The 18,703-nt window shown below is 74.8% G+C and carries 13 protein-coding genes; all 13 read right to left on the bottom strand.

From position 1 onward, the window contains the following. Positions 1-202: 202 nt before the first annotated feature. The 13 genes from OHA34_RS25185 to OHA34_RS25125 all read right to left on the bottom strand — a co-directional run bounded on the left by OHA34_RS25185 (position 203) and on the right by OHA34_RS25125 (position 18,506). Positions 203-1,474, bottom strand: coding sequence for an NAD(P)-binding domain-containing protein (locus OHA34_RS25185; protein ID WP_285939166.1), 1,272 nt, complete (start codon positions 1,472-1,474; stop codon positions 203-205). Next, positions 1,471-2,889 (bottom strand): carboxylate--amine ligase, encoded by a 1,419-nt coding sequence (locus OHA34_RS25180; RefSeq protein WP_285939167.1) that lies wholly within the window; start codon positions 2,887-2,889, stop codon positions 1,471-1,473. The genes OHA34_RS25185 and OHA34_RS25180 overlap by 4 nt, the downstream gene beginning before the upstream one ends. A 214-nt stretch (positions 2,890-3,103) precedes the next feature. Further along, entirely contained in the window at positions 3,104-4,303 is a 1,200-nt protein-coding gene (locus OHA34_RS25175) for a glycosyltransferase (protein WP_329519096.1), read from the bottom strand. Next, complete coding sequence (locus OHA34_RS25170; protein WP_329519095.1) at positions 4,300-5,595, bottom strand: GNAT family N-acetyltransferase; 1,296 nt, start codon at positions 5,593-5,595, stop codon at positions 4,300-4,302. The genes OHA34_RS25175 and OHA34_RS25170 overlap by 4 nt, the downstream gene beginning before the upstream one ends. Beyond that, complete coding sequence (locus OHA34_RS25165) at positions 5,592-6,188, bottom strand: hypothetical protein (protein WP_329519094.1); 597 nt, start codon at positions 6,186-6,188, stop codon at positions 5,592-5,594. The genes OHA34_RS25170 and OHA34_RS25165 overlap by 4 nt, the downstream gene beginning before the upstream one ends. Then, entirely contained in the window at positions 6,175-7,482 is a 1,308-nt protein-coding gene (locus tag OHA34_RS25160; protein WP_285939172.1) for a glycosyltransferase, read from the bottom strand. Before OHA34_RS25160 ends, OHA34_RS25165 begins: the two co-directional genes overlap by 14 nt. After that, complete coding sequence (locus tag OHA34_RS25155; protein WP_285939173.1) at positions 7,479-8,207, bottom strand: polysaccharide deacetylase family protein; 729 nt, start codon at positions 8,205-8,207, stop codon at positions 7,479-7,481. Before OHA34_RS25155 ends, OHA34_RS25160 begins: the two co-directional genes overlap by 4 nt. 5 nt (positions 8,208-8,212) lie before the next feature. Next, a complete protein-coding gene (locus OHA34_RS25150) occupies positions 8,213-9,796 on the bottom strand; it encodes a lipid II flippase MurJ (RefSeq protein ID WP_285939174.1) in 1,584 nt (527 codons plus the stop codon). After that, a complete protein-coding gene (locus OHA34_RS25145; protein WP_329519093.1) occupies positions 9,783-11,312 on the bottom strand; it encodes an O-antigen ligase family protein in 1,530 nt (509 codons plus the stop codon). Before OHA34_RS25145 ends, OHA34_RS25150 begins: the two co-directional genes overlap by 14 nt. Continuing rightward, positions 11,309-12,832, bottom strand: a complete 1,524-nt coding sequence (locus OHA34_RS25140; RefSeq protein WP_329519092.1) for an exopolysaccharide biosynthesis polyprenyl glycosylphosphotransferase — start codon at positions 12,830-12,832, stop codon at positions 11,309-11,311. The genes OHA34_RS25145 and OHA34_RS25140 overlap by 4 nt, the downstream gene beginning before the upstream one ends. A 266-nt stretch (positions 12,833-13,098) precedes the next feature. Continuing rightward, positions 13,099-13,551 carry a hypothetical protein gene (locus tag OHA34_RS25135; protein ID WP_285939177.1) on the bottom strand — a complete coding sequence of 151 codons (453 nt, stop codon included), beginning with the start codon at positions 13,549-13,551 and terminating at the stop codon, positions 13,099-13,101. An 82-nt stretch (positions 13,552-13,633) separates the two neighbouring features. Next, entirely contained in the window at positions 13,634-17,299 is a 3,666-nt protein-coding gene (locus OHA34_RS25130; RefSeq protein WP_329519091.1) for a bifunctional glycosyltransferase/CDP-glycerol:glycerophosphate glycerophosphotransferase, read from the bottom strand. Between the two features lie 61 nt (positions 17,300-17,360). Beyond that, positions 17,361-18,506 (bottom strand): glycosyltransferase, encoded by a 1,146-nt coding sequence (locus OHA34_RS25125; protein WP_329519090.1) that lies wholly within the window; start codon positions 18,504-18,506, stop codon positions 17,361-17,363. Positions 18,507-18,703 lie beyond the last annotated feature (197 nt).

Genomic DNA, 18,703 nt, shown 5'->3' with positions numbered 1-18,703 from the left:
CCGCTTGCAGGGACATTAGCATCGGCCGCGCCAATTTGCGGGTCCATCATTCACCCTCCGGCGTGTCACCGGAAAAGCCGGGCCGGCGCCGCTGGTTCGACACTCCCTATTGGTGCTGTATTCAAAAGAATGGTCCGGTTCCGGGCATTGTCCGGGGACAGTGCATTCGCCCCCGGCGCTCGCCTCGACGCGGCGCCGGACCTCACCTCGACGCGGCGCCGGACCTCTCCTGGCCGGACCGCTCCACGGCGGCCGGGAGCGGCGGCGGGCCCGACCTCCGGTTCCGCGCGATGTGCCGCGCGATGTGCCGGGCGACGCGGCGGCCCGCGAAGCCCGAGCCGTGCACGAACCGCATGACCGGGCCGAACGTCGCCGCCGCGGTGAACCCGGCGAAGTACAGGCCGGGCAGCGAGCTCTGGAAGGCGGTGTCGAGCGCGGGCGAGGCGTGCCGGCGGCGCAGGCCGTGGCGGATCTCCGGCGACAGGATGGCGATCCGGTCCAGGTCGCAGACGAAGCCGGTGGCCGCGATGACATGGTCGGCCTCGAACCGGTGCGTGCTGCCCACCTGGTCGAGCGTGCTGACCACGGCCCGGCCGTCCTGCGCGGACGCGGCGGCGAGGCGGCGGCCGAGGGTGAGGCCGACGCGGTCGTCCAGCCGGTCCCGGAGCCACCAGGAGCCCGCGGGCGGGAGCGTGCCGGCGACGACGCGCTGCCGCGCGCCGTCCGGCAGGAGCCGCGCCGCCCAGGGCCGTTCGGCCCAGACCCAGGTGCGCCAGCCGCGGCCGAGGCCGGACCGGGGGCCGCGCATGAGCAGACCGGTGCGGGACAGGTCGGGCTGGGGCACCGCGTTCCAGGCCAGCTCGCCGGTCCGGGCGAGCAGGTGGGGGCGGGCGCCCGCGTCGGCCAGCAGCACCGCGGTCTCCAGCGCCGACTGGCCCGCGCCGACGACGGCGACGGTCTGGCCGGCGAACCGGTCGAGGTCCCGGTGCGCGACGCTGTGGCTGGCCAGCTCGGCGGGCAGCCCGGCCAGCTCGTCCGGGACGTGCGCGAACCCGCCCACGCCGACGGCGATCACGACGGCGCGCGCGGCGACGGTCTCGCCGGTGGACAGGGTGACGGTGTACCCGGCCCCGCCCGCGTGCTCGACGTCGACCACCTCGGCCGCCTCGGTGTGCGGGACGCGCCGTTCGGCGAACCAGCGGCCGTACGCGACGAACATCCCGTTCGGGATCGGCCGCCCGGAGCGCCAGCCGGGGGCGTAGTCGGTGAACGCCGCGCCGGGCGCCGGGGAGCCGACGTTCGAGGCGAACGGCTCGGACTTCAGGAACATCCCGGCGGGCATGTTGGCGTCCCAGAACCGCATCGGCGTGCCGATGACACGGGTCGGGACGTCCAGTTCCCGCAGGTGGGCCGCCACGGACAGCCCGTACGGCCCCGCGCCGACGATGAGCACGTCGATCATCGAGTCAGTCATGATCCCCTCGCCTGTCTCCGAAAGCGTCGCCCGGTCGCGAGTCGCGCGTCCCGATGTGGTGTGTCCCGATGTGGTGCGTCCCGGTGTGGCCGCATCGGCCCGCGCCGGAGTGTCCCGGCCACCCGCAGGAGGAGTTGCCGGCCGATCGCCAGGCACGGCGCGAGATCGTCCGCGGCGTACCAGGTGAGCTCCGCCGCCCTGGGAGACCATCGGCGCCGCCGTCCGGCACGCTGGGCCGGGCCGTCGGGCGGCGGGCCGGCCGGCCCGCCCGCCGGGCGCGGCTCCGGGCGGGTGGTCGGACGGGGGGCCCTGCGAAGGGCCGGGCGGCGCAGGGCGCGCTGGACGTAGTGGTTCTCGACCAGGAGCGAGCGCCCGTATCCGGGCTGGATCGGCGGCACCGGACGGCCGCTCTGCTCCAGGTGCGCCACGCGGACGAGGTCGAGGCCCTGCCCGTCGGTGAACAGCCGGAACTGCGCGCCGAGCCGCGGGTTGAAGTCGAGAAGGTGGAAGGTCCCGGTGTCGGCGTCGAACCCGAAGTCGAGGTCGACCACGCCCCGGACGCCCAGCATCCGCACGACCTTGCGGGCGAGCTGCTCCAGCTCCGGGGTGAACGTCCACTCGCCGAGGACGGTGTGCCCGGCCTGCGCCGGATAGGACAGGTACTTGCGGCCCGTCCCGCCGTACAGGCAGGTCAGCTCCTGGTCGAAGTAGCCCTGGAAGAACCAGTCGCAGCGCTCGGACTCGATCCGGCGCTGGAGGATCAGCGGCCCGGCCGCGCCGCCGGACTCGGCGAAGAGGCGGTGGACCTCCGCCGCGTCGCCGATCACCATGGTGCTGCGCCGGCCGGGCGGCAGCCGCCAGGGCCGGGCCCACTTGGCGATCAGCGGCAGCCCGAGCCCGGACACCGCCGCGTCGACCTCGGCCGCCGAGCCGGGGATGCGGCTCTCGGGGCAGGCGATGCCCTGGCGGCGGCACTCGGCGAGCAGCATCGACTTGTCGGCGGCCCGCCGGGGCAGCGCGGGCTCCTGCCACGGGAAGACGAACCAGTCGGCCAGCGTGTCGGCGCTCTCGGCGACGAAGATCGCGCCCGCGTCGTCCATCGGGACGAGCAGCGCGGGGCGGCCGATCCGCGCGGCGACGCCGCGCAGGTGCTCCTGGAGTTCGGCCCGCTCGTGCGGCGGCGGGCCCCACGGGTGCCGGTGCAGCAGGTACCGGGAGGACGCGGCAGGAGTGGTGCGCCCCTCCAGCATCGCGTGGACGGGCACGCCGGCCCGCCCGAGCGACCTGATCGCCGCGAGCGTCCCGTGGTGGAGCGGGTTGTGGTCGGTGCGCAGGAGCAGGACGGGCAGGTGCGGGTCCAGCTCCGGCGTCAGCGTCCCGGGTGCGGCGCGCTCGTCGCGCGTGTCATGCGGCATGACGACCCACCGCCGATATTGCCGGACTCACGGACATGGGAGGCTCCTATAGAAAAGGCAAAGAAAGCGTCCACTGAGCGTACGATTATCTCGTTCTCGCACGTCAGAGGGCACACGATACGCATGAGAGCCGGCGATATCCATCGCCGCGAACGGTCGTCACCGCTGAATTCGACGAGCCTTTAATGGGATCGCCGCGCAATTCCGACAAGCGTCACCAGTGATCGTCCGCGCGGCGGTGGGCGGACTCCGCCAGGGAGCGCCGGCCGGCGCGCGGGCCGGCGCGGCGGCCGGTCCTCGGGACGGCGGGACCGGAGGTGAGGCCGGACGTGAGCCCGGCCAGCAGCCCGAAGGTGTCGCCGGCGTCGAAGCACGCCGCCTCGGCCGCCCCGGCCCGTCCCTCGGCCTCGGCGAGTTCGGGGAAGAGCAGCCGGTCGGAGATCGCGCCGGCCAGCGCGGCCGGGTCCTCCACCGGGACCAGCGCCCCGGTGTCGGGGCCCACCACCTCGCCGAGGCCCGGGATCGCGGACGCGACCAGCGAACGGCCGGTGGCCAGCGCCTCCAGCGCCGTCAGCGGCAGCCCCTCCCAGCGCGAGGGCAGCACGACCACGTTGGACGCCGCCAGCCAGCGGCGCGGGTTCGCGACCTCCGGGACGAACCGGACGCCGGGCCCCGACCGCTCGCGCAGCCGCGCGGCGTCCTCGCCGTCGCCGACGATGACCAGGAGCGCGTCCGGGCAGCGCCTGCGGACCCGCGGCCAGGCCGCCACGAGCACGTCCTGGCCCTTCTGCCGCGTCACCCGGCCGACGCAGACCGCGACCGGCGCGTCCGCGGGCACGTTCAGCGCGTCGCGGGCGGCGCGCCGCGCCGGCTCGCCCGCGGGCGTGAACGCGGTGCGGTCCACCCCGTTGCGGACGACCCGGAACCGCGCGGGCACCCCGGCGCTCCGGCCCAGCTCCAGTTCGCCGGCGCCGACGCAGATCAGCAGGTCGGCGCGGGCGGCGGCGGCCCGTTCCCACAGCACGCTCATGGACGCCTGCCAGCCGGTCGCGGCCAGCCAGGACCACCCGTGCGGCTGGAAGATCACCCGGGTGCGGCGGGGCGGCCCGAGGAGGCGGCCCGCCAGCCCCGCCTTCGCGGAGTGCAGGTGCACGACCTGCGGGCCGAAACTCCGCACGACGCGGCGCAGCCGGTACGCCTCCGGCAGGACGCTCCGGCCCGGGGAGCGGCCCGCCTCCCAGGCGAAGTGGCGCACGCCGAGGCCGTCCAGCCGCCCGGCCAGGCCGCCGCCCGGCGGGCACGCGACCGCCACGTCCCAGCCCCGGTCGCGCTGGTCGGCGGCGGCCTGCTCGACGTAGCGGGCGACGCCGCCGAGGGTGGGCTGGCACACGTGCAGCACCTTGAGGCCGGTCATCGCTCCTCCAGGTCCAGCCGGACGCGGCGGGCGGCGGCCAGGCGGGCGCGGTTCCGCGCGACGCCCGCGTACAGCCCGGCCGCCGCGGACCGGCCGAGGATGAGCCGGTCGCTGGTCACCGGGATCGGGCGCCACTTCATCTTGTACGCCTCGTCCCCGCGGAGCAGGCTGACCTCGGGCAGGCCCCGGCGGCTGCTGGTGTCGAGGATGTCGCGCAGGAGCAGCAGCGACACGTCCACGCTCTCGCGCAGCGCGGGCGTGGAGCCGTAGAGGTAGGCGCCGACGAACCCGTGGCCGATGAGCACCAGGTCGCTGGCGACCAGCCGGTCCCCCAGCCGGTACTCGACGATCTCCGCCTGGCCGTCCTCGATCATCGCGGTGACCGCGCCGGTCAGGTGCCGGCGGAACCGGCGCCGGATGTGCTCGGGGTTGATCGGCCGGCCCCGCCACTGCTCGGCGTGCAGGTCCAGCAGGGCGGTGATCGCCCGCGCGGCGCGCTCGGGCGGGACGGGCGCGATGGCGAGCTCGCGGGCGTCGATCCTGCGGAGCTTGGCGCGCACCTTGCCGGCGCTGCGCCCCGGGAGCCGTCCGAGGAAGCCGTCGAGGTCCCCGGCGGGCAGGTCGAGGCAGGTCGAGGCGGGCAGCCGCCACCTCTGCCGCGGCCACTGCGCGAGCAGCGCGTGCGCGGCGGAGCCCGGCCTGACCTCGGGGAAGTCCAGGGCGGTCCAGCCTCGTTCGGCGAGCAGCGCCCGGACGAGCTGAGGGAGCGCTCCCTCGGCCATCGGCCCGGCGCCCAGGCCGGTGACCGCGCCCGGGTCGGCGCCGGTGGTGTCGCCGCCGTCCGCGTCGTCCGCATCGCCTGTGCCGTCCCTGCCGTCCGTGGTGTCGCCGCCGTCCGCGGTGTCGCCGCCGTCCGCGGTGTCCGCGCCGTCCGCGGGCGTGTCGTCCCGCGAGACCGGGTCCAGCAGGATGTCGGTGAAGTCGCTCTGCGGCGCCGCGAGCGGCATCAGGACGCGACGGCCCCAGTGTCGCGTCAGCATCAGCGGCGCCGCCGCGACCAGCCGTCCCCGGTCGCGGACCAGGAACAGCCGGAGCCGTCCGGGCGTCCCGTAAGCCGCCCACCACGAGCTCACCCAGGCGTGCGTCTGGAACGGGGTGGCGACGGGGCTGCGCGCGTAGAGGTCCTGCCACTCGTCCTCAAGGTCGATCAGCGCCTGCTCGTCGCGCCGGACGTCGACCGTCCAGCCGGGGGCGAGCCCGGTGCGACGGGTCGTTCCGGCGCGCAGGGTCACTTGCCCACCACCAAGGGCGCGGACTGGCCCAGCTTCCCGCCACCGGTACCCGGGTCCGCACCCGCATCCGGGCCCGGGCCCGGCACGGCGCCCACGCCCGCCGCACCGGCCACGAAGACCGTGCCGCAGGCCGGGCAGCCGCGGCTCCACAGGCCGGGGCCCGAGGACGTCGGGGCGCCCCTGCGCCTCCCGGTGCGGGCCGCCGCGACGAGCACGGCCAGCAGCACCCCGCAGGCGGTCCCGACCGCGGTGTTCAGCGGGAGGTCGGGCGAGCTCGCCACCCGCGGCGGGTCGGCCTGGTTCATCAGCATCACGCGGACCCCGGTCTCGGACCGGTGCGCGCGGCCGTACTGCACCAGCGCCCCGGCCGCCGCGTTGGCGAACCCCGCCGCGTCCGCCGCGTCGGCCGCGGACCCGGTCAGCCTGATCAGCGGGGTGTCCGGGGACGTGGCGACCTGGATGTGCGGCTGCGCGTGGGCCGCCACCGACACCGGCAGCGAGGACGCCAGGGCGAGCGTCTCGGGCAGCAGGGCGAGCCGTCCGTACGCCTGGGCGTAGTTCCCCGCCCGGGTCCCGTCGTCACCGTCGGCCATCACGATCACGTGCGCGACCGCCGTGTAGCCAGGGGTCTGGACGAGGTACGCCCCGGCCCCCGCCGCCGTCCCCGCCAGCACGATCGACGCGGGCGGCAAGGACCGCCTGGCGAGCTTCCTCAATGAATGCCAATTCTGGGGCATCTGGTTCCCTTTCGTCCCGCTGCCGGGGTCGCCCGGACGGCACCGTGCCCCGCCGGTACAGATCGGCCAGGCGAGCCGCGCCGGTCGCGATGGAGTAGTGCCCGACCACGGGCGGCGGCTCCGCCCGCTCGGAGGGAGACCGCAGGGCCCGGTCGCGGAGCGCGACCTCCCAGACCGGGAGTTGCGCGGGGAGCCGGCACGCGCCGGGGGCCATCTCGGCGGGGACGTCGTCCAGCGCCGGGCAGGTCGAGTACAGCACCGGGAGCCCGGAGGCCAGCGCCTCCAGCACGCCCAGGCCGAACGTCTCCTGCGTGGACGGCGCCGCGAACACGTCCATGGCGGACAGCGCGTCCGCCACGTCGCCCGTCCCGCCCATGAAGACGACCCGCGCGGCGGCGCCCGTGCTGCGGGCGAGGGCCTCCAGCCGCTCCCGCTCCGGGCCCGCCCCGGCGATCAGCAGCCGTCCGGCCGGGAGCCGCGCGAACGCCTCGATCAGCAGGTCGAACCGCTTGGACGGGACCAGTCGCCCGACGGCGCCGGCCACGTGCTCGTCCGGCCCGATGCCGAGCCGCGCGCGGACGCGCGCCCGGCCCGCGGCGTCGAAGGCGAACGCCGCCGCGTCGATGCCGTTGGGGACGACCACGACGCGCGAGCGGGGCACGCCCCAGTCCTCGAGCCTGCGCGCCACGGTCGGCGAGACGGCGACGGTCGCGGTCCCGAGCCGTTCGGTGGCGCGGTACAGCGCCCGCACGCCCGCCGTCGTCGGGCGCCCCTCGATCTGCCCGTCGCCGAGGGAGTGCTCCGTGGCGATGATCCTCGGCACCCCGGCGAGGCGGGCCGCGATCCGCCCGTACACGCAGGACCGGTAGAGGTGGGTGTGGACGACGTCGTACCGGCCCCGGCGGATCAGCCGGACCAGCCTCGGCAGCGCCGACAGGTCGCGGTTGCCGCGCATGCCGACCTCGTGCACCGGGACGCCCGCGGCGCGGACGGCGCCCGCGAGCTCCCCCGCGGGCGTCAGCGTCGCGACCTCGCACGGCACCGGGAGGTGCCGCAGCAGCGCCAGAAGCTGCCGCTCGGCGCCGCCATGGTCGAGGCCGGTGATGATGTGCAGCACCCGGGGCCCGCCCGGCGCGGTTCCGCCCGTCATACCCGGCTTCTCCATTGCAGCTCGTGCCGGACGACCTTCGCCCGCAGGCGGAGCCGGTGGTCGCGCTCGCCGATGTAGGTGCGGGCGAGGGCGTGCCGGGACGCCTCGGGGGGACGGATGGCGCACGCGTAGTCGTATCCGGCGGCCCGCACCGCCTCCACCTCGCGGGCGCCCGCGTCGCCGTACGGGTAGGCGAACCCCGTCACCGGACGGCCGAGGATCGCCTCCAGGTCGGCGCGGCTGCGGCGCAGCTCGTCGTGCAGGACGTCGTCGCCGACGCCCGGCAGCGACACGTGCGCGTGGCCGTGCGAGGCGACCTCCATGCCCGCGTCCGCGACGGCGCGGAGCTGGTCCGCCGTCATCAGCGGCTTGCGCGGGCCCTCGTCCCAGACGTTGGCCGACCCGGCGTGCCCGCTGACCATGAAGACGGTGGCGCCGAAGCCGTGCCGGACCAGCAGCGGGACGGCCCTGGTCACGAAGTCGGCGTAGCCGTCGTCGAAGGTCAGGCCGACCAGCCCGCGGCTGTGGCCGGCGGCGTGCGCCTCCAGGAGCTCCCGCATGCTCACCCCGCGCAGCCCCACCGACCTGAGCCACTCCAGTTGCCGGGCGAAGCGGGCCGGGGACACCGTCACCAGGTGCGGGTCCTCCTCGTACCGGTCCACCGAGTGGTACATCAGGACCAGCGGCATCGGCACCACCGGCTCGATCACGGACACGGGCGTCACGGGTGTCACGGGCGTCCCCCCTGGGGCTCTCGGTCGGAATGGGCAAGCCGGCCGCGGCCGAACGCGGCGAGGGCGGCGGCGAAGACCGAGGCGACCGCACCGCCGCCCGCCGCCAGCAGGACGAGCGGCGCGACCCGTCCGCCGAGGGCGTCCGCGACGAGCAGGCCCACCCCGCACGCCCCGGCCGCCGCCGCCAGGACCTTCGCGATGTCCGCGGCGACGGGGCCGAGCGCGAGCGGCGCGACGCGGGCGCGCACAGCGGCCAGCATGAGCACGGCGGAGACGGTGATCCCGGCGGCGTTGGCCGCGGCGAGCGCGAGCGTGCCCGCGAACCCGACGCCGGCCGCGCCCACCAGGACCGTGACGGCCAGGCCCACGGCGAGCGCGCGCGCCGGCTCCCACATCGGGCGGCCCCGCGCAAAGAACGCCCGCGCCGCGACGCCGACCATCGCCTGGCCCCACAGTCCGAGCGTGTACACGCGCAGGATCAGCGCGGTGCGGTGCGCGTCGTCGGGGGTGAACCGGCCGTGCTCGAACAGCAGCGCGACGATGGCGGGCGCGAACGCGATCAGGTACGCGGCGGCGACCAGCACCACGCCGCTGACGATCACCAGGTCGGCCTCGACCCGGCGGCGGACCCGGTCGGTGTCGCCGCTCGCCGAGCTGCGCGCGAGCCGCGGGAACGTCACCGTCACCACGAGCAGGGACAGCACCATCGGCACCTGCGCGACCTTCTGCGCGTAGTTCAGGCAGGAGATCGAGCCCTCGGCGAGTCCCGCGCCGAGGAACCGCTCGACGAAGACCTGCGCCTGGCGGACGACCGTGTAGACGACGATCGGGGCGATGGCGGCCAGTTCGAGCGCGGGCACCGCCGCCGCCTTGGCCGCCGCGGTGGCCGCGCCCAGCGGCAGGTTCGGCAGCGCCTTCGGCACCGACCGCACGCAGGTGATGAACGCGGGCGTCTGCACGGCCACCATGAACAGGCCGCCGCAGGCCACGCCCAGCGCCGCGGCGGTGACGCCGAGCGTGCTCGCGCAGAGCGTCAGCATGGCCAGGATCCCGGCGTTGTAGGCGAGGTAGATGGCCGCCGGAGGCCCGAACCGGTGGTGCGCCCGGAGCGTCGCGCTCATGAACCCGGCCACCCCGAACGTCAGCACGGTCAGCGCCGTCAGCCGGACGCAGCGGACCGCCGGGCCGGGCTCGGCGAGGCCGGGTGCCAGCGCCCGCACCAGCCACGGCGCGGTCAGTACGGTGAGCACGGTGACCGCGGCCAGCCAGGCGGCGAGGCGCGGCAGCGCCGAGGACACCAGCGGCCTGATCCCGCCGCGGTCCCCCAGCAGCCGGGTGACGGCGGGCACCATCACCAACGCCATCGCGTCCTCGATGAGCAGTGGCGAGACCGTCTCGGGGATCGTCCAGGCGACCAGGAACGCGTCGGTGTCGCCGCTGGCCCCGAACAGGTGCGCCATCACCAGGTCGCGGACGAACCCGAGCCCGGTGCCGCCCGCGATCAGCACGCCGGACAGCAGCGCCGCGCGGCGGATGGACCGTCCCGGCGCCCGCTCCGGGGCCGCCTCAACGCTGGTCATCGGCGCCCCGTCCAGCGTCTCCCGCGGCGCGGCGGGGCTTCGGCAGGACGTACACCGGGCGGCGGGGCTTCGGCAGGACGTACACCGGGCGGCGCGGGACGGGCCGGACGCCCGTCCCGCGACCGGGCCCCGGCAGGGCGCGCGAGCAGGCCAGCCCGAGCATCACCGAGGCGAGGACGCTGCTCGGCCCGCCCAGGTCGGAGTACAGGAAGTCGACGACCATCCAGGTCATGAACCCGACGCCGAGCAGCCACAGCGGGTCGCGGACGGCCCGGCGCCGCCACAGGCCGTACAGGACGGCGGCCGGAAGCACGCAGAAGGCGGCCAGTCCCAGGATCCCCTGCTCGGAGAGGATCAGCAGGTACTGGTTGTGCGGGGAGAGCAGCGGCTGGCGGACGTAGCCGTTCACGTTGTCGGCGGTCTCGCTGCCGGAGGAGAGCTGGAGGGGGGCGTAGCCGTCGCGGAAGCCGGCGAAGTTCTTCACCCCGACCCCGGTCAGCGGATGGTCCCGCCACATCGCGATCGCGGTCTCCCAGAGGCTGTAGCGGTCGCCGACCGACTGGTCCGGGGCGTGCACCGAGGCCGCGATGGACCGCGTCCTGTCGGCGACGGTGTGCGACCCCCAGCCGAGCCCGCCGACCAGCGCCACCGTGAGGGCCGCGGCGCACGCGGCGGTCCGGAGGGCCGTCATCCGGTCGAACAGCAGCGCCATGACCAGCAGCGCGATGCCGACCGCGACCCAGCTCCCGCGGCTCAGCCCGGCCGCGAGGCCCGCGGCCGGCACCGCCGCCGCCGCCACCGCGGCCAGGCGGGCGCGTCCACGCGCGACCAGCGCGAACGCGACCGCGATGACCATCGCATAGCCGGCCACGGTCGACATGGCCATGACGTCGATGGCCCCGAAGGTGCCGACCGCCCGCACCGGGCGGCCCTCGAACGACGCGCCGGTCCCGGTCAGCGCCTGCCACAGCCCGTACCCGGACTCGATCAGCCCGGCGGCGAGCACCGCCCCGCAGACCACCTGGACGTCGCGGCGGTCCCGGACCACGGCCACGACGGCCACCGGCACCAGCACGAAGATCTGCGCGTTCCGCACGAACCCCGGCAGGCTGGCGGCGATGTCCTGCGAGCACAGGGTGGTCAGCCCGAGCGCGACGGTCAGCGGCCCGAACAGCAGCGCCGTCCCGCGCGGCAGCGTGCACCGGCCGGCGACCACGAGCAGGCCGGCGAGCGCCACCAGCAGGGTGCCGGCCACGTCCCCCGCGGTGATGTGGAAGTCCGCGCCGAAGTCCGCGGGGCCCGGCGGCACGCACACCGCCAGCACGGTGGCGGCGGCCGTCCAGCTCGGGCGGAACCCGCGCACGCAGCGGTCGCGGAGGAACCGGGCCGCCCGGAGTCCGGGCCCGGCCGGGCCGTCACCGGCGGGCCCGGCTTCGGGGGCGGGGACGGCACCGTTGGCCGGCACGGCCCCGGGGGCGGGCGCGGGCTCGCGGACGGGGAACGGCGGGCCGCTCACCCGCTCTTCCTCATGAGCACGACTCGGAGGGTCATGAGCAGGACCTTCAGGTCGCCGGTGAAGGTCCAGGTGTCGATGTAGTGGTTGTCGAACCGGGCGCGCAGGTCGATGGAGGTGTCGCCGCGCAGGCCGTGCACCTGCGACCAGCCGGTCATGCCGCCGCGCACCCGGTGCCGCAGGGTGTAGCCGGGGCAGCTCTCGGAGAACGACTGGACGAAGTGAGGACGTTCGGGACGGGGCCCCACCAGGCTCATGTCGCCGCGGACCACGTTCCAGAGCTGCGGCAGCTCGTCCAGGCAGGTGTCGCGCAGGAACTTGCCGATGGCGCCCATCCGCTCGTCGCCGTCCACGTTCCACCGGGTCTCGGCCTCGTGCTCGTCGGCGGGCCGGAGCGTCCGGAACTTCAGGAGCACGAACTCCTTCCCCTTCAGGCCGATGCGGCGCTGCCGGAACAGCACGCCCGGCCCGGTGTCGACCCGGACCGCGACCGCGCAGCCGATCAGGACGGGCAGCAGCAGGACGAGCGCGGCGAGGGCGACGGCCACGTCGAAGACCCGCTTGAGCGGGCGGCCGAGCCCGCCGTGGCCGGGCGCCGGCAGCCAGACGAAGGGGGTGCCGGCGAGGTGGTCGACGCGGGCGCCGGTGACGGCGAGCGAATCCGCCGGGGAGAGGACGAGCAGGGTTTCACAGCACAATCCGGAGCAAATTCGTACGATGGCGTCGACCCAGCGCCGTTCCACCTCTTCGGCGGCGATGACGACCGTCCGGACCCGATGGTCCTGCATGATCCGGTAAATCTCGTCGCACCCGCCGAGCACCGGCATTTCCGCGGGAACGTCCGCGGCCGGGAATCCGGTGTCGATGCACCCCACGGGCTGAAGTCCGAATTCGCCGCGCTGGCGCAGAATTGCGGCCACGTGGGCGGAGACGGGACCATTTCCGATAACGAGGGCGCGGCGGCGCTTCGCCCGTCCCGACCGGACCGCCCCGAGCACCGCATAGGAGAGCGCACGGCCGGAGAGGGCGATCGCGCAGCCGGCGGCGGCGCCCACCAGCCAGAGCAGGGCGGCGCCTGCGGCGCCCGCGTGGCCGGCGATGCGCGGCGCCGTGTCTAGGGCGGCCACGACCAGGGCGAGGACGGCCATCTGAGGCGCCAGCGACCGCAGCTCCTTGAACAGCGACGGGCTCCGCGGCGGCCGGTAGCCGCCGTCCCGGAGGTTGAGGCCGACCACGCCGAGGGCGCCGAGCACCGGACCTGCCGGGCTCTGCACGTCGCTCACCACGACGTACACCGTCGCGGCGGCCACCCCGTCCAGCCCGGCCAGGCCCGCCGGATACCCCCAGCCGTAGGCCAGCCGCACGAGGGCGCGGCGCCGGTGCGGCGGCCGGCGCGGGGAACGGGGGCGGCGAGCGCGCTGCGGGCCGCGCGGGCTCGTGGCCTCGGCCGCCGCCCGGGTCCCGGCGGCTCCGCCCGGCCGCCCGGCCGCGACGGCGGGCTCGCTCAGCCCCTGGGCTCCCACTCGCTGGTCCTTTCGAGGACGGAACCGCCGGCCGATGAGCCCCGCAGACAAGAGCGGAACTAAAGACCGTCAGGTCAATTCGATATCGACATTTCCGGCCCGGCCGAAGAATCCGCGCACACCGATCAAGTCGGCGCGGAGCGGCCGTGGTCCTCTTACCGCATCTCCAGCATGGCAGAGCACAACCGACGCTCCGCGCGACTTTGACTATCACCTTGACAAGCTTGATCAAGCGCGGTGAATTAATTAGGACGGAATTGCCGCTGCTACAGGGACAGCCAGCAGTACAGGCGCATTCCGTTCTGATGGGCCCGGCGGGCCAGGCCGCGGAGCTCGCGCAAGAGGAGTTCCAGCTCGACCGGGTCGGCGGCGCCCCAGAACTCGTCGGTGCGCGCCCAGGGCCCGGCCACGGCCGCGAGCCGGTCGTCGCCGGCCGTGGCCAGCGCGGTGGAGAACTCGTCGGTCACGGTCATCACGCCGCGGTCGGGGTGGAGCGCCACCTCACCGGCGTGCAGCGGGCGCCGGGTGATCTCGTCGTAGGACCGCCCGGTCAGCAGCGACTCCAGCCTGCCGAGCTGCGCGCAGACGTCGATCTTGGTCACCACGAAGTCCTTGGCCGGGCACCCGGGCGGCGGGCAGCCCGGACCGCCGGGCCACCCGGCGACCTGCGCGGCCTCGTCGTCGGACACCGCGCTGAAGTAGTCGAACAGGACCCCCATGCGGGGAGACTGCCAGACCCGCGGCCTCGGTTCGTCCTGAACTTGGGATCGGTCGCGCAAACCTTGGCGCGTCCGGGACGGATCATTCGATGCGCTGGTGCCGGCCGGTGAGTTCGAGCAGCCGGTCCACCACGCGCGCGGCGGCGGCGCCGTCGTCGTGGGGGCAGAACGTCTCGGCGAACTCGGTCAGCAGGCCGGACGACTCGGCGCCCGCCCCGTCCAGGTCGGCCAGCGCCTCGACCAGCTCGCCGGACGTCCGCAGGATCGGCCCGGGCGGGGTCGCGGTGAGGTCGAGCTCCAGGCCACGGATCTCGTCGCGGTAGGCGTCCAGGTCGTGGGCGAACAGCAGGATCGGCTTGCCCAGCCCGGCGAAGTCGCACATCGCCGAGGAGTAGTCGGTGACGAGCGCGTCGGCGGCCAGATACAGCTCGGTGACGTCGGGGTAGCGGGTGACGTCCAGGACGAACGACTCGTGCCCGGCGGGGATCGGCGCGTTCAACAGGTGGTGGCTGCGCAGCAGCAGCACCGTGTCCTTGCCGAGCGCCGCCGCGGCCTCATCAAGATCGAGGCCGAGGCGGTGCCGGTCCAGCCCGCCGCTCGTGGTCTGCAAGTGGTCGCGCCACGTGGGCGCGTACAGGACGGCGCGTTTGCCGTCGGGCAGGCCGAGCCGCGCGCGGACGCGGGCCCGGATCCGGTCCCGGTCCGGGCCGTGCGCCAGGTCGTTGCGCGGGTAGCCGGTCTCCAGGATCTCGCCCCCGTAGCGGAAGGCGCGGCGCATGGTCTCGGTGCTGAACGGGTTCTGCGTGAGGAGCAGGTCCCAGCGGGCCACGTCGTCGGTCAGCTCGCGGAGCCGCTGGTCGCGGCGCTCCATCCGGGACCAGTTCATGTCGAACCCGACGCTCTTGACCGGCGTCCCGTGCCAGGTCTGCACGTAGAGCTGGCCGATCCGCTTCCGGTAGGTGGTCGGCTGCGCGACGTTGTTGACCACGATCTCGGCCGCGGCGGTCGCCTCGTAGTACTCGCGGCCGTGCCGCTGCACCGTGCGCGCCCCGGAGGGAGGGCGGAAGTGCTGGTCGCCCATCACCCACACCAGCTCGTGGCCGGTGTCACGCCGCCGGAACTCCTCGTACAGCGCCTTGGGATTGCAGGAGTACTGCCAGCCGAAGTAGCTCTCGAAGACGATGAGGTCACGGCGCGGACGCCGCAGGAACACGGGGTACTCGCGCTCGCACAGCAGCCGCTGCGCGTAGGGGCCGCGCTCGTCGTCGGGCCGGGCTACGCGCGCGCTGAGCTGGAGCCCCTCGCCGCCGCGCGCGGGCCACAGCCGGTAGTTGTGCGCGGCGACGTCGCGTCCCGGCGGCAGGCCCGCCAGGCAGCCGCGGCGGACGGTCACGCCGACCTCGGCCCCGGACGCGTCGGCGGCCTGCACGTCCCAGGTGCCGGAGGCCAGCGGCAGCGTCCCGGCGAGCGTGGTGATCGCCGCGAGGTCGAGCCGGGCCTCGAAGCGGGCGTCCCCGGCCCAGCGGAGCGGGAACGCGTGCCGCACCCCGGTGCGGCGCCGCCGCAGCACGAGCCGGTCCGGCACGGCGGACGCCCCCGCGACGGGAGGCGGGGCGATGGGGACCGTCGGGGCGTCTGGAAGGCTCGCGGCGCGTCCCCCCGTGTCGGGCACACCGGCGCCGTGTTCGCCCGTCTCGGGCCCAGCCGGGCCGGGCGTCGCCGTCGGGACGGGGTACTCGCCGGAGATCACCAGGTGGTCGCCGTCCCAGGCCAGGTCACGGACCATGAGCTGCGGGACGCCCTCCAGCAGGGTCAGGTTGCCGTAGCGGGTGCGGGTCAGCATGACCTCCCGGCCCGCCACGGCGTGCGCCGACTCGGCGAGGTCCTCGGAGGCCGCCAGCCGGAGCTTCCGGCCGCGCGCGTGCAGCCACAGGTCCCAGTGCATGCGGTCGTGCGCGTCGTCCATCGGCTCGTCCGGTACCAGTTCCGCCAGAGGCAGCCGGAACCGGAACGTCGTCGCGCCGCCGTCGCCCACGTCGTGGCGCACCGGGATGGTGGTCTTGGTGCCCCGTTCCCTGGACGCGAGCGTGACGGTGTCGTCGCCGGACGTCGCGCCCGTCACCGAACCGGTCAGCTCCAGCACGTCGCCGTCCAGGCGGTGCCCGGTCACCAGGGCCTTCACCTGCCGGAAGCGGAGCACGACCCCCTGGTCGTCCGTCTGCACCACCTGCACGCGGACCCGTCCGGACAGCGAGCGGAGGCGCGGCCACTGCGCGGCGGCACCGCACCGCTCGACGGGCGCGGACAGGCGCAGCCGGTCGCGACCCCTGCCGACCCGGACGGCGGCGTGCAGCCGCCAGTCGGCGTTCTTCCAGCCGGGCACCGACTTCAGCGCGGCGGGATCGATGTCGACGGCGAAGCCCGACCCGTCGTAGCAGGCGGCGGGCTGCCCTGAGTTGGCGGTCACCTCGGGCCGGACGGCACGGCGCACCCGCAGCCTGTGGCGGCGCCGCGTCCGGGCGTGCTGGAGCCAGACCTCGATGCCGTCGTCCGGGGTCATGTCGAGCCCGCGGATGTAGGCGTGGCCGGTCAGGCACAGCACGCCGTCCGGCCGCCAGGCGATCTCGTCGACCTGGGCGTGCAGCCGCAGTTCGCCGGTGAGGTCGTAGACCGAGTCCGGGATCGCCCGGACGGGGTCGTCGCGGAACGGGTGGCCCGCGTACCGGCGGCGGCGCAGCAGGCCGCCCGTCCGGACGGGCGTCACCGGCAGCCCGGTGCGCTCGTACTCCAGGACGGCCACCAGGTCGGCGGGCCGGTTCTCGCGGGCCAGGTGGTACTTCAGCCGCTTGATCGCCGGCAGCCGGGCCAGGAGCGCCGGCTCCACGTCCTGGAGGTAGCGGCCGACCATGGCGCACAGCCGGTTCCGGTAGTCGGCGTCGCCCTGCTCGGCGACGTCGATGAAGATCGACAGGTCGTCGTCCAGGGTGGTGAGGTCGTAGGCGTCCTTGAGCGCGGGCGCCGCCTCCCGCAGGAAGCCCGACACGCTACGGATCGAGGCGACCCGGTCCTCAAGGTTGGACGCCTCGGTGCGCCTCTGCGTGATGGACCGTTCACCTGCCTGCCGCTGCCGGTAGTGGTAGACGACCTCGCGCAGCACGTCCACGCTCTCGGCCAGGACGTGGGCGGGCAGGGTGACGGGCGCGTCCTCGTACGCGCCCGCGGGGAACGTGAAGCCGTGCGCGTCCCAGAACGTCCGGCGGAAGACCTTGTTCCAGGCCGTCCGGTCGTGCAGCAGCTCGCGGTCGCGGGTGACATGCGTGCGCAGCCGGGTAGCGCCGAACGCCTCGCCGTAGAACTTCGCCCGCTTGGAGCGCTCGGCGTTGAACACGCGCACGTCCCCGCTGACCAGATCGGACCCTGTCTCCTTCAGCGAACCGACCATCCGTTCATAGGCGTAGCGCGGGACGACGTCGTCGCTGTCTGCGAACGCCAGGTACTCGCCCGTCGCGTGCAGCGCCCCGGTGTTACGGGCCGGTCCGAGCCCCTGGTTCTCCTGCTGGACGAGGACGAAGCGCGCATCCCGCGCCGCCTGCTCCTCAGCGATCAGCACGCTGCCGTCCGGCGACCCGTCATCGACCATGACGACCTCGATGTCGGTCAGGGTCTGCCCGGCCAGCGACGCCAGGCACTCCTCCAGGTAGTCCTCCACGTTGTAGAACGGGACGACGATGCTGAGCTCGGGTGACATGGGCGCTGCCTCCAGTCGAAGGTGGTTGGGGTCGCGTGCCGACGGCCCGGGTCGCGGGCCGTCAGCTGAGGAAGGCGAACAGCTCCTCCCAGCGGCCGGCGACGGCGTCCGGCGCGAAGCGCTGCACCGAGGCGCGGGCGGCGCGGCCCATCTTCCGGCGCAGCTCCGCGTCGTCCATGAGCCGGAGCAGGCAGGCGGCGAACTCGGTGGTGTTGCCGGCCGGGACGACCAGCCCGTCCACCCCGTGGGTGATCAGCTCGCCGATGCCCGGGGCGCAGTCGAAGGCCACGCACGGCAGCCCGTACGCCATCGCCTCCAGGATCGCCATCGGGAACCCCTCCTCGCGGGAGGTGAGCGCGAAGACCGACCCGGCGCACAGCGCGGTCTCGATGTCGCGGGTCGGGCCCGGCCACTGCACGCTGCCGGTGAGGCCGAGCTCCTCGGTCATCCTGGCCAGCCGCCGCTCCTCCTTCCCGTCGCACTTGTCGGAGCCGTGCACCCGCAGCGTCCAGCCGGGACGCCGCGGCGCGACCTTCGACCAGGCGTCCAGCAGCAGGTCCTGGCCCTTGTCGTAGTCGAGGCGGCCGAGCCGCACGACGACCGGCGCGTCCAGTTCCGCGTGCCGCGCGGGCACGACGTGCAGCGCGTTGGGGATGAAGTCGGCGTTGGCCATGCCGTCGCGCGCGAACGCGTCGGCGTCGGCGAGGGTGAGGGTCAGGAAGCGGTCGGCGTCCGCGAAGTGCCGCAGGACGCGGTCGTGCCGGCCGGCGAGGCGGCACGCGGCGTGCGACTCGTGCACCATCCCGATCACCTTGAGGTGGCCGGGCGCCGCCCGCCGGACCCATTCCATCGCCCAGACCTCGGCGACGATCACCATGCCGCCCGGCCGCGCCGTCCGCAGCAGCGCCGCGAGGCCCGCCGCCCCGCGCAGCCGTTCGGAGCGGAGCCGGCGGGCGCGCGGGCTCGTCAGGTCGCGGAGCCCTTTCGGCTTCCAGCCTCCGCCGGGGAAGTGCGGGTGCAGGACGGTCGTCGCGTAGGGGAAGTCCGCGCCGTGGTCGTGGGTGCGCTTCGGATGCATGATCCCGACGACGTGGACGCGGTGGCCGCGGCCGGTGAACAGGCGGGCCATGAAGTGCGCCCAGGTCTGCACGCCGCCCAGCACCTCGACGTTGTTGCAGACGAGGAAGAGGTCGCGCCCGCCGTCCATATCGCCCCCTCCTGCCGCACGCCCATCACAGTGGACATGGACATTTCGAGGGTGAAACTAACCGGGAATAGGCATAACGGAAAAACATTTTAGGCCGCCTTGGAGTGACATACCTCGCACCTTCCGATAAAACCGGAATCACACGGCCACCGGGCGCACAGGTAAAGAAATGGTAAGGAGCGGTGGCGAACACGGTA

It is taken from the genome of Spirillospora sp. NBC_01491, from assembly GCF_036227065.1.
Classification (GTDB): Bacteria; Actinomycetota; Actinomycetes; order Streptosporangiales; family Streptosporangiaceae; genus Spirillospora; species Spirillospora xylanilytica.
This window is presented reverse-complemented; position numbering and strand designations above follow the sequence as displayed.

Coding starts and splice junctions, on each gene's coding strand:
- OHA34_RS25185 (WP_285939166.1), bottom strand. CDS start 1,474: ATGACTGACTCGATGATCGACGTGCTCATCGTCGGCGCGGGGCCGTAC.
- OHA34_RS25180 (WP_285939167.1), bottom strand. CDS start 2,889: ATGCCGCATGACACGCGCGACGAGCGCGCCGCACCCGGGACGCTGACG.
- OHA34_RS25175 (WP_329519096.1), bottom strand. CDS start 4,303: ATGACCGGCCTCAAGGTGCTGCACGTGTGCCAGCCCACCCTCGGCGGC.
- OHA34_RS25165 (WP_329519094.1), bottom strand. CDS start 6,188: ATGGCCGACGGTGACGACGGGACCCGGGCGGGGAACTACGCCCAGGCG.
- OHA34_RS25160 (WP_285939172.1), bottom strand. CDS start 7,482: ATGACGGGCGGAACCGCGCCGGGCGGGCCCCGGGTGCTGCACATCATC.
- OHA34_RS25150 (WP_285939174.1), bottom strand. CDS start 9,796: ATGACCAGCGTTGAGGCGGCCCCGGAGCGGGCGCCGGGACGGTCCATC.
- OHA34_RS25135 (WP_285939177.1), bottom strand. CDS start 13,551: ATGGGGGTCCTGTTCGACTACTTCAGCGCGGTGTCCGACGACGAGGCC.
- OHA34_RS25130 (WP_329519091.1), bottom strand. CDS start 17,299: ATGTCACCCGAGCTCAGCATCGTCGTCCCGTTCTACAACGTGGAGGAC.
- OHA34_RS25125 (WP_329519090.1), bottom strand. CDS start 18,506: ATGGACGGCGGGCGCGACCTCTTCCTCGTCTGCAACAACGTCGAGGTG.